General features: G+C 35.4%; 9 protein-coding genes. 7 read left to right on the top strand and 2 right to left on the bottom strand.

Annotation, left to right across the window (positions count from 1 at the left end):
* Positions 1-83 precede the first annotated feature (83 nt).
* Both A8L32_RS03140 and A8L32_RS03135 read left to right on the top strand, forming a co-directional pair.
* Positions 84-3,002, top strand: coding sequence for a DEAD/DEAH box helicase (locus tag A8L32_RS03140; RefSeq protein ID WP_066627698.1), 2,919 nt, complete (start codon positions 84-86; stop codon positions 3,000-3,002).
* Between the two features lie 76 nt (positions 3,003-3,078).
* On the top strand, positions 3,079-3,756 hold the full coding sequence (locus A8L32_RS03135) for a head GIN domain-containing protein (protein WP_066627695.1): 678 nt from the start codon (positions 3,079-3,081) through the stop codon (positions 3,754-3,756).
* Positions 3,757-3,878: 122 nt separating this feature from the next.
* On the opposite strand, the gene A8L32_RS23380 is transcribed toward A8L32_RS03135, so the two are convergent.
* Together A8L32_RS23380 and A8L32_RS03130 are read right to left on the bottom strand one after the other, a co-directional pair.
* Positions 3,879-4,028, bottom strand: coding sequence for a PspC domain-containing protein (locus tag A8L32_RS23380; RefSeq protein WP_143525004.1), 150 nt, complete (start codon positions 4,026-4,028; stop codon positions 3,879-3,881).
* Positions 4,029-4,056: 28 nt separating this feature from the next.
* Positions 4,057-4,980 carry a DUF6263 family protein gene (locus A8L32_RS03130; RefSeq protein ID WP_066627693.1) on the bottom strand — a complete coding sequence of 308 codons (924 nt, stop codon included), beginning with the start codon at positions 4,978-4,980 and terminating at the stop codon, positions 4,057-4,059.
* 178 nt (positions 4,981-5,158) lie between these two features.
* On the opposite strand from A8L32_RS03130, the gene A8L32_RS03125 reads away from it, so the two are divergent.
* The 5 genes from A8L32_RS03125 (at position 5,159) to A8L32_RS03105 (ending at position 10,903) form a co-directional block, all read left to right on the top strand.
* A complete protein-coding gene (locus tag A8L32_RS03125; RefSeq protein ID WP_066627690.1) occupies positions 5,159-5,863 on the top strand; it encodes an SAM-dependent methyltransferase in 705 nt (234 codons plus the stop codon).
* 179 nt (positions 5,864-6,042) lie between these two features.
* Positions 6,043-7,278, top strand: a complete 1,236-nt coding sequence (locus tag A8L32_RS03120; protein ID WP_066627687.1) for a lipase family protein — start codon at positions 6,043-6,045, stop codon at positions 7,276-7,278.
* A gap of 66 nt (positions 7,279-7,344) precedes the next feature.
* Positions 7,345-8,034 carry a DUF2293 domain-containing protein gene (locus A8L32_RS03115; RefSeq protein ID WP_066627684.1) on the top strand — a complete coding sequence of 230 codons (690 nt, stop codon included), beginning with the start codon at positions 7,345-7,347 and terminating at the stop codon, positions 8,032-8,034.
* An 8-nt stretch (positions 8,035-8,042) separates the two neighbouring features.
* Entirely contained in the window at positions 8,043-8,444 is a 402-nt protein-coding gene (locus A8L32_RS03110) for a YchJ family protein (protein ID WP_066627682.1), read from the top strand.
* 365 nt (positions 8,445-8,809) lie between these two features.
* Entirely contained in the window at positions 8,810-10,903 is a 2,094-nt protein-coding gene (locus A8L32_RS03105; RefSeq protein WP_066627679.1) for a methyl-accepting chemotaxis protein, read from the top strand.
* Positions 10,904-11,115 lie beyond the last annotated feature (212 nt).

The following is an 11,115-nucleotide window of genomic DNA, read 5'->3' as shown; positions in this document are numbered from 1 at the left end:
CAATATTGGTTTGAAATATAAAATATAGCCGTATTTTTACCAGCTTATCTTGTTAAGATGACCCAAAATATAGGCGTAGTTGGATGGAAAAATTTATTATAGTATTAACTGAAAATAGAAACATTGGGATGCTTGCTGTCCCCTATTTTGCTGAGGATAGGGAAAATAATCCTTCGTTATCATTAAACGAAAAGGTTAACACGGAGGATCCATCAATTCATGATTATTCTTTTTCGGCAAAGGAGATGGATTTGTTGGAGCTAATGAATAAGCTTAACGACAAATATCTATTCCGCCTATTTTCGAAGGATGATACCATTAAATTGTTCTACGACAACTTGGCTGAGAAGAAACTTAATGAGCACGTGCGACCCCATATCGAAAAATATATGGCTTTGTGTTTCGACAAGTTAGCACGCTCCCCTCAAATTCCTATATATTTTAAAGATGCTAAATACAGCAATCTGTATAAAACGGATATTATATCTGTATATGAAAAAAATGTAGAGCCCGTTTTTTATTTTAAGCTATCAGAAGAAGGTATTGATTACTCCTTAAAATTAAAGCTAAACGATACCGACTTAAGCGTTACGCACAAAAAGCCTATTGTCATTACACATTCGCCTTGTACTCTTTTAATTCGCGAAAAGCTTTTTAGAATTCCTACATCGGATAGTAAGAAATTCATCCCATTTTTCGAGAAAAAACATATTAAAATTCAGAGTAGAAGTGTAGCTACTTATATGGATACTTTTGTGAGCAATGCGATAAAAACTAACCATGTAGTTGCCGAGGGTTTTGAGATAAAAGAAAATAACATTAAGCCCACTGCTATTCTTTCTTTAGAGCAGGACATCACGCAAGCAAGCATTTTGGTTTTAAAGTTTAAATACGATAAAAAAGAGTATTTGGCCAGTAGTCAATCTGGTGTTGTGGTGCAGTTAAATACTAATAAAACACAATACGTTTTTACTAAATTTAAACGTGATATAAGTGCCGAAGACAAAACTAAAAGCACCTTAGTGCAAATGGGCCTTAAAGCACAAAGCGGTGCAAACCTAGTTCCAACCAATACCAACGACAACTCCATTAACGAAATCATCAGATGGTTAAATCAACATAAAGAAACGTTAAAAAAAGAAGGAATAACCATAGTACAAAAGGCATTAGAGAATAACTATTATATTGGTGCATTTAGTTGCGATTTTAAAACAGATAAAGATAAAGATTGGTTTGATTTACAGATGCGTGTACGAGTAGGTGCATTTGAAATTCCGTTTATCAAACTTCGAAAATGCATTATAGCGGGTAAAAACGAATACATTTTACCCAACGATGAAATATTTATTATCCCACAAGAGTGGTTTAGTAAGTACGCCGATATTTTGCTTTACGCAGAAGAAAAAGGTGGCAAAGTAAAACTGAATCGCATGTATTATAGTTTGTTGGAAGAGCCTTCGAACAGAAAACATGAGGAGATAAAAAACATACCTGCAGATAAGGGTAATAAAATACCTGAAACGCTGAATGCTTCTCTCCGACCCTACCAATTGCAAGGTTTTAACTGGATGCATTATCTGCACGAAAATAACTTTGGTGGTATTTTAGCGGATGATATGGGATTAGGTAAAACACTTCAGACCATCACGCTACTTTTAAAAATTTATGAGAGTAAAGGGCTAAATACAACGGAACCGCCTGAGCCCTCACAAATGAATTTGTTTGAACCTTCCACCTTAGAAGGCTACAATACAAGCGGTTTGCCTACCACTTTAATCACCATGCCTACTTCATTAATTCATAACTGGTTAAATGAGTTTAAAAAGTTTGCTCCTTCCCTAAAAATTTACATTTATTCGGGTAGTAAGCGACTAAAATCAAAAGAGATAGGTAAAATCATCCGTCATTATCATGTAGTACTTTCGTCGTATGGTGTGGTACGAAACGATATTGAGTATTTAAAACATTATAAATTTCACTACTTTATATTAGATGAGAGTCAATATATCAAAAACCCTAACTCTAAGATATATGAAGCTATATCGCAAGTAGAGTGTGCTAAAAAATTGGTTTTAACAGGTACACCTATTGAAAATTCACTGACTGACCTTTGGGCACAGATGAATTTTGTTAATAAAGGACTACTGGGTAATTTGACTTTTTTTAAGCGTCAGTTTGTAGTTCCAATTTCTAAAACCAATAGCGAAGAACAGGAAGCAAAACTTCAAAAATTGATAGAGCCTTTTGTTTTAAGAAGAACCAAGGAGAAAGTGGCCAAAGAGTTGCCACCAATAAATGAGCAGGTCATGTATTGCGACATGACTGTTGAGCAAAAAAAGATATACGATTCGGAAAAGTCAGGTATCCGAAACGAATTATTAAAGACCTTTGAAAACAAAGGTATGGAGAAAAGCACTTTTCTTGCTCTTCAGGGCTTAACACGCCTTCGTCAGTTGGCCAATCACCCTAGATTGGTAGAACCCGACTTTAAAGGACAATCAGGTAAGTTCAATTTAATTATTGATAACCTGGAAAGCATTACCAACGAAAACCATAAGGTGCTTATTTTTTCTTCTTTTGTAAAAGACCTTGAATTAATTGAAGAAGTGTTGCTTAAACGCAAGTTAAAATACAGCAAGCTAACAGGGAGTACAACAAACAGACAGCAAGTGGTAGAAGAGTTTGAAAAGAAGGATGACTGCAAAGTTTTCCTGATTTCTTTAAAAGCGGGCGGTGTAGGTTTAAACTTAATTAGTGCCGACTATGTTTTCTTGCTAAATCCATGGTGGAATCCAGCAGCGGAAGCACAGGCCATCAATAGAGCTCATAGAATTGGGCAAACTAAAAACGTATTTGTCTATCGATTTATTTCTATTGATACCATTGAAGAAAAGATAATGAAGCTGCAAGAGCATAAATCAAAACTTGCAGACACTTTTATCAATTCAAACAATCCGTTTAAAAACATGAACGAAAAAGAAATAAAAGAGTTATTTTCATAAAAAGAAATGGGTGGTACGGATTTTGATTACCACTCCTGAATAAATATCAAATTATAAAACTTAAGTCGTAAAAAGAATGAAGAATTTATTTATAGCATTGATTCTAATAGCCAGCTTTAGTACAGCTTTTTCACAAGAAGAAAGAAAATCACAAACCAGAAACATTGGTGCTTTTAACGAGTTGCATGCAGGTAAAGGTATAAATGTTACCCTTATTGAAGGAGACAAGGAAAGCCTGAAAGTTGAAATAGAAAACGGAGAACTTACTGATGTTGTTACCGAGTTAAAAGGTAGGAAACTTAACATTAAGCTAAAAACTAAGATTTACAAGAATGTTGGTGTGCAAGTTTACGTAACCTATAAATCCATTAAATCTATTAGTACAGGTTCAGGTGCTTTTGTGGATGCTAATAATACCATTCATGCGCAAAACCTGGATTTAAAAGCAGGAACAGGTTCTACCATCATATTAGAAATTGACACAAAATCGGTAGCATCTTCCCTATCTTCATCTAAAATTGAATTAATTGGAAAAACAGAATTCCAGGATGTTACAACCAATACAGGTGGAAAATACGTAGCTGACAAACTAGAGAGTAAAGAGGCATTTGTAAAAGCCATAACAGGAGGTACGGCTTGGGTTAATGCAACTAATAAAATTGAAGCTAAAACATCTACTGGAGGTAGAGTTACTTATACTGCAGAGCCAGACAAATTAATTGTTAAAGGAAATGCACAACTTCAAGAGAACTAATAAAAAGTTATAAACTCGTAAAGTCGGAAGTTAAAAGTCGACAAATAACAATGGGCAATTATCAATAATTAAGTTGATAATTGCCCATTGTTGGTTTATTAAACCTTTTGTAAAGAGAAATACTACTTTGAGAACATTTTTACCACCCAAAGAATTAGGTACAACCCTAAGCCAGTTCCTAAGGCAAACACAGAAACCAAAAAAGCCAGCCTTATAATCCCTACTTTCCAGCCTAATTTTCCGCTTAACCATTCTGATACACCTAAAATCATAATGCTTCGTATTTTTGTATTAATTAAATTATCTTTTTTCAAGAATGGTTGTAGAAGTAACCGTCATTGGAATTTCCATACCTTGTGGTAATTGAGCATTGCCTTTCATAGAAACCGTTCCTTCAATATTCTGATTTTGCTTTCCACTAATAAACCAACCATCTTCTTGACTCACCACAAATTCCGCATTTTGCTTTCCTTTCAGGTTAAAACTCATTTTCATCCCATTCATAATGGCCTCTTCACCTAAAGTGGTAATATTGCCTTTTCCATGCATTCTCCACTGCTTGTTGCTAGCATTTACCAAGGTCCAATTGTTACTTAAGTTAGCTTTTAAAGCTGAAGTTAACTTGGTATCGGTACTCCACGATTCCCCTACTCTTTTGGCTTTTGCAGGATAAATAGATAATAACATTTCCATATTACCTGTTAAAGCTTCTTTACCAAAATGACTACTTAAAGTCTTCTTCATTTGCATGGCTACCTTCGAATCTGTGCTGCCTAGCGCTCTAACAGCATCATCAATCATTTCGTCTATACCATCAATGCGCACCACTCTGCCTTGAGGTGTTATTACTACAGTAAAATCTTTACCAATTATTCCATTATAGATATTGGCTATTTTATCCTCTGGTTTTATGGGTTTCGACGAGTCGTAATTAATATTAAACATCATGCTTTCAATATTAATAATCATCGTTTCAAAGGCAGTACTCAATACAATATTACTTCCTTCGTTAGATACAGGCGTAAAACGAGTAATACCTTTAAACTCATTTTTAATTTCCTGCTCAATAATACCCAACGATTGGGTAATATTCATTTTTGTTTCCTGATAAAATTTATAATCCTGACCCTTTTTAAGTTTATATTTAAGGTCATGGGTCTGCGCATTTAATCCAACAACACAAACAATCAGCACTACAAATGCTGCAAAGCTCTTCTTTTTCATAGGTATCCTGATATTATGGGGCTTTTAAAAAATCGCCTAAAAATACATCTTATTTTAAGAGATGAAAGCCTGTTAATTAAATATTTCCTTAGTGTATAATTAATCTAGATTGAACTAATACCATGCCAAGCTCATGTAGCGAATTCATTTTTACTACTTTTGTGCAAAATTTGAACTTATGAACGGCACCTTATATTTAATTCCAACTACCCTAGGCGACTCTAGCATTTCGAGCGTAATACCTGCTGACATTGCTATTTTGCTAAAACAGATTAAACACTTTATTGTAGAAGATATTAGAACCACACGTAGGTATCTTAAAAAGGTTGATAAATCTATTAATATTGATGAGCTTACTTTTTTTGAATTAAATAAACACACCACACCTCAACAAAAAAGCAATTATTTAAACGCATGCAAAAAAGGACATAACGTAGGTGTAATATCAGAAGCAGGTTGTCCTGGAGTGGCTGACCCGGGGGCTGATATTGTTGCTGCAGCTCATCAGCAAAACATTAAAGTAGTTCCTTTAGTGGGTCCTTCTTCTATCCTACTATCCATAATGGCTTCAGGAATGAATGGACAAAGCTTTGCCTTCCACGGTTATATTCCCATTAAATCGGGAGATAGAGCCCAAGCTATTAAGCGCCTTGAGAGTTTATCGGTTAGAGAAAAACAAACACAAATATTCATTGAAACACCGTATCGAAACAATCATTTATTTAAAGACATATTAGCCAATTGTAATGCTAAGACTAAAGTTTGCGTGGCCTGTGACATAACATTAGAAACCGAATTTATTAAAACAAAAACGGTAGCTCAATGGACTGGTAATTTACCTGAACTTCATAAAAAACCGACTATCTTTTTAATTCAAGGATAAAACTTTAGGCCAAACCTTTTTAGCAATATCCTTGTTATATCCTTATAAAACTGGCTTGACCAGAGTAAATTAACTATAAGGATATGAAACGAGCATAAAAATTCAATTATCTAATCTATTCATAGTAGGATGATTGAATTTTCGTGGGAGTTCCATGCGACAATTAAAATTTAAAACGCATGAAAAATACAAATGGGTGGTTACTTATAGCCCTATCGCTAATTGTTTGGAGTTGTAGTAAGGACAATGAAAATCCCGTTAAGGAAGAATACGAGGCAAAAACTTTAATCAGTGCAAAACTCGTTTCATCCTATACATCGCAACAAGTAGAGTTTCTGTTATTAGCCGCAGAAACTCAATTGGGAGGTGAGCTACAACTAACTGGTCGTAATACTAGCGGTATAAAAGTGTATGAGGTAGAGTATAAATCAGAATACATAAACGAACAAGAAATTACGCTTTCCGGATTAGTCTGTATTCCTGATAATCCCAATACCGAAAATAAAATTGTTAGCTTTCAGAATGGCACCATGTCCTTGCATTCAAGTGCTCCAACTAAGCAATTATCTCATCCTGAATTCTTGATACTACAATCGCTTGCAGGATTAGGCTTCGTGGTTACCATCAGCGACTACGTTGGCTTTGGCACTTCAGAACAATTACAGCATCCTTATCATCATAAAACACTTTTTCAGCACTCCATCGTAAATTTAATTATAGCTGCTCAGGATATGAGCCTATCCAATAATTACAATTTTAAATTAAATGGCGATTTGTTTTTGTCTGGATATTCTTTAGGTGGATGGGCTAGCCTAGTCACTCATAAATACCTTGAGGACAAGCCCATTGACGGCATCAACTTAGTAGGTTCGGCTTGTGGTGCTGGAGCCTATAACTTGGTTAATATGAGAGATTACCTAGTTGAACAAAGTGATTATGCCCAGCCCTTTTATATTCCTAATATGTTGATGGGTTATAAATCAACTGGCGACCTGAATGAAGATTTATCCTTTTATGTGAATGAACCCTATGCCTCAAAAATACCTGAGCTCATAGATGGAAAACACTCTTCGGGACAAGTAAATGCGGAGCTATCGCATGATATGAGTGAATTGCTAAGCGATGGTTTTATCAACGACTTTTATAACGACGCCCATACTGGATGGACAGAATTAAGACAAGTGCTGACGAATAACAGCCAGTTAGCTTGGGATAATAAACGCCCCATTTCGTTATTTCATGGCAATGAAGACGAACAGGTTCCTTTTATCATATCCGAAAAATTAATGCAAGACTTTAGAGCGATTGGTGTAACCGAAAACCAAGTAAGTTTTACTCCATTAACTGGTCACAACCATGGCACAGGTGTAATGCCTATGTATGTTCAGGTAATTGGTGATTTATTGGAGGAATAAAAATCCGTTTAGTTAGATGAATTAGCACAATTTAAATATTTTTGCGGCAAATATATTTTAGCATACATGCCCACTAACGTAAAAATTGTTACCAGTGATAAAGCTGGAAAATTAAAGGACGAAGAAGGATATCCTATTACGCCTCCATCTCATTGGAGTTTTTTAGCAGCAGGCGATGCGGGTGTTACTCGCAAGGTAACTGCCCGAAGCGAATGCTGGCGTGTTGTTTTTAAAAAAGGCAGAAGGACCATGTCAAAAGGTATTTGGGCACCTACCGTAAGCATTCAAAGAGCCCAGCAGGAAATGGAAGCTACCCGCTCGACAGAAACCTATCAGAAACAAAAGGTATACAACAAAAAGCGAAGAGAAGAAAAGCAGCAATCGTATGAGGTTGAATTTTGCCAGGAGGTAGAAAAGTATCTTCATTTTCATGCCACTTATCAATCCATTGCTAAAGCTTTATCTATATTAGTTACCAAACATGCCATACCTGTTGGCAGTGGAACGGTTGCAAGAACCGCCATGATACCCATTGAGCAGAGAGCTGCCAAAGCCGTTATCGCCTGGATGCGCCATCAAACAACAGGCTACGACCATATGAAAATAGCCCATATAAAAGGCGAACGAAGGGCGGTAAGAAGAATGCTGGCCGAACAATCTACTAAGCTTTTAAATCATTATAGAAAAGGCAACCCAATCCCGGTAACCTGTCCTTTAAAAAAGGCCTTAGAAAAGAATATCTTACAACAAAAATAGAAGTAACCATGCTAAACTCACTTTGCCCTTGCGGTTCAAAAAAAGATAAAAATAATTGCTGCGTAGCTATTCTTGAAGGAAAGCTTGAGGCTGAAACGGCAGAAGCTTTAATGCGTTCGAGGTATACAGCTTTTACACTAGCCCACGCAGAATATTTAATGAAAAGCCATCATAGTAAAACCAGAAACATCAAGGATAAAAAAGATATTAAACAATGGGCAAAGTCGGTAAAGTGGATGGGGCTTACCATCATCAATACAGAAAAAGGACAGCTAGGTGATGATACTGGAACAGTAGAGTTTAAAGCCTTATTTATCGAAAATGGGCAATTAAATCATATACACGAGAAATCTTTTTTCTGCTTAGAGAACAAAAAATGGGTATATAAAAGTGGTAAGCAACTACCTTAACGCTTATTTTTCATCAACAAAACGAATGCGTTTATCAACTATTTAGGCTCCTTTATTTTTTATCCTGACAAATAAGGTGTGCTATTTAACTAAAAACACACCGTAAATAAACCAAGTATATCATTGATAATCAAAATATAATGCTATATTTATAGAAGGCATTACAAATCTAACTTCTATAAAAATGTATCATCAAATAACTAAACTGCATTTTTCTTTACAGTTAAAATCTTCTTCAGATTCTAATACCGCACATATTTTTATTGGACAATTCCCCACTTCCAATTTCCAGTAACTGACATATTTTTTAATCCAATCAACACATTCTTTTTGTGCTGTGATATCTTCTAACTAAATCCCAAGTAATGAAACAGTCAAGCATTTTAAACAAAAAAAATCGATTTAAAATTTCTTCTTCCATTAAATTGAAAACCAACCTTACACTTACCTTTGTTCTTCTCGTGGTATTTACCTCTCTCTCAATTCTGGTTTATAAATCGGTACATAAGCGTATTGAGCAGGATACCCATAACAATATGGTGAGCCATTTAAATGATTTAACTACCATTATGAACAACCATGTTGAAGCACGCCAGAAAAACGTGAATTTAGCCATTAAATTAGCTGATGCATTCTTCAACCAATGTGGTAAGATTCAAGAAACTGGATCCACAATGAATATAATAGCTACGAATCAAATTAGTCAGGAAACTAAAGAATACACCATCCCTGTATGGACTTTAAACAAAAAGCAGCTTTACAACAGCACCGATATTGTAGATAATATAAAATCACGATCGGTTGAAACAGCTACTATCTTTCAGAAAATTAATGACGGGTATTTGCGTATATCAACCAACGTGATAAAAAAAGATGGTACTCGTGCTGTGGGAACTTTTATTCCTAATAGTTCGGAAGTGATTAAAACCATTGAGCAAGGCGAAACTTATTACGGACGGGCTTTTGTTGTGGACAGCTGGTACCTAACGGCCTACAAACCACTTATTGTAAATAATGCGATCAGTGGAATTTTGTATGTAGGTGTAAAACAAATGAACTACCCTCTAATGAAGGATGTTTTTGCGCAAAAGAAATACTTTGAAAACGGATACCCCTTTTTGGTAGAAGAAGATGGTATTATTTTATTACACCCAAGTATTGAAGGACAAAACGTGAGTGATAAAACCTTTTATAAACAGCTTCAACACGAAGGTTCCGAGGTTAATGTAGGCGAATATGTTTGGCCGGAAAATAACGAAGGGAAAGAAAAAATCCAGTACTTCACTTACTTTGAACCATACAAGAGCTACATATCTGTTTCTGTTTATAAAGATGATATGTTTGGTAATTTGTATGCCTTATTAACTACCATTATTGGTGTAATTATTCTAGGTGGTATTTTAATTTTTGTTGTCCTCAGCCAATTCCTCAATCCTATTATTGATCAAATGAAAACCATGGCTAAAAAGGCCGAGTTGATTGCAGCTGGTGATTTAACCGTTCAGGTATCAACTAAACGAACAGATGAATTGGGGCAATTATCTAATGCGCTCAATCGTATGATTAATAAACTGAGGGATGTTGTAAATGAAATAGTTTCTGGAGCACATCAGCTTAATAGCTCAGGTACACAGTTTAATAGTACTTCCCAAGATCTATCGCAAGGCGCAGCTGAACAGGCCTCTTCGGTGGAAGAAGTTTCTTCTACTATGGAAGAAATATCCTCTAACATAGACACAAATACAGCTAATTCTACCGCAACCGAAAAAATATCGCAAGAAGTGGTTGAAGAGATCAAAACAGTGGATATAAAAGCGCAAAAGGCACAAGAATTTAATAAAATGATTGTGAAGAAAATTGCGGCTATCAACGACATTTCTTTCCAAACCAATATCCTTGCCTTAAATGCGGCTATCGAAGCATCTAAGGCAGGTGAACATGGCAGAGGATTTAGCGTAGTGGCCGACCAGGTACGTAAGCTAGCCGAAAGCAGTAAATTGCTGGCCGATGATATTGTAAACCTAGTAAGCGATAGTGTAGAAATGACTAACAGTGCTGGAGAAAACATTCGAAACCTCATTCCTTCTATTGAAAAAACCAGTGAGTTAGTACATAACATCACATCTGCGGGTATCGAGTTAAGCTCTGGTGTGCAACAAGTGAATTCAGCCTTACAACAGATTAATGTGTCCACCACCCAAAATGCAGCGGGAAGCGAGCAACTAGCCGCAGGTGCCAAAGAGCTATCAAGCCAATCTACGCACCTCATGAAACTCATGTCCTACTTTAAAGTTGATGAAAAGATGAGTACAGCTAAAAAAGAAGTGTCAGCTGAGGACCTCATTAATTTAGATGAAAAGGTAATGAATCAAGAAGTTATGACTACTAAAACTAGTAAATCACAAACACCTACTATTGACCTTGAAGTAGAAGAATTAGAAAACTACGAACAGTTTTAAGATAGTCTTATATTCTCTTTAGAGCTCGTTTCATTTTATATGAAACGAGCTTTTTTTTGCGCTATACAAAAATAAATACAAGACTCATTTCCTTTATTTTTCATGAAATTTTAAATCATTTTAATATTATTTCATATTATTTGTTCACTCTTTGTGAACATTTATTAAACATTTAGCGTTTAACTTTTAGAACTAATAATTAAACATTAAAA

Source organism: Labilibacter marinus, from assembly GCF_001659685.2.
GTDB lineage: Bacteria > Bacteroidota > Bacteroidia > Bacteroidales > Marinilabiliaceae > Saccharicrinis > Saccharicrinis marinus.
The sequence above is the reverse complement of the archived record's forward strand: the minus strand, read 5'-3'. Positions and strand labels throughout refer to the sequence as shown.

Excerpts from the sequence above, each read along its gene's own strand:
- A8L32_RS03140 (WP_066627698.1), top strand. The coding sequence starts at position 84 with ATGGAAAAATTTATTATAGTATTAACTGAAAATAGAAACATTGGGATG.
- A8L32_RS03135 (WP_066627695.1), top strand. The coding sequence starts at position 3,079 with ATGAAGAATTTATTTATAGCATTGATTCTAATAGCCAGCTTTAGTACA.
- A8L32_RS23380 (WP_143525004.1), bottom strand. The coding sequence starts at position 4,028 with ATGATTTTAGGTGTATCAGAATGGTTAAGCGGAAAATTAGGCTGGAAA.
- A8L32_RS03130 (WP_066627693.1), bottom strand. The coding sequence starts at position 4,980 with ATGAAAAAGAAGAGCTTTGCAGCATTTGTAGTGCTGATTGTTTGTGTT.
- A8L32_RS03125 (WP_066627690.1), top strand. The coding sequence starts at position 5,159 with ATGAACGGCACCTTATATTTAATTCCAACTACCCTAGGCGACTCTAGC.
- A8L32_RS03120 (WP_066627687.1), top strand. The coding sequence starts at position 6,043 with ATGAAAAATACAAATGGGTGGTTACTTATAGCCCTATCGCTAATTGTT.
- A8L32_RS03115 (WP_066627684.1), top strand. The coding sequence starts at position 7,345 with ATGCCCACTAACGTAAAAATTGTTACCAGTGATAAAGCTGGAAAATTA.
- A8L32_RS03110 (WP_066627682.1), top strand. The coding sequence starts at position 8,043 with ATGCTAAACTCACTTTGCCCTTGCGGTTCAAAAAAAGATAAAAATAAT.
- A8L32_RS03105 (WP_066627679.1), top strand. The coding sequence starts at position 8,810 with ATGAAACAGTCAAGCATTTTAAACAAAAAAAATCGATTTAAAATTTCT.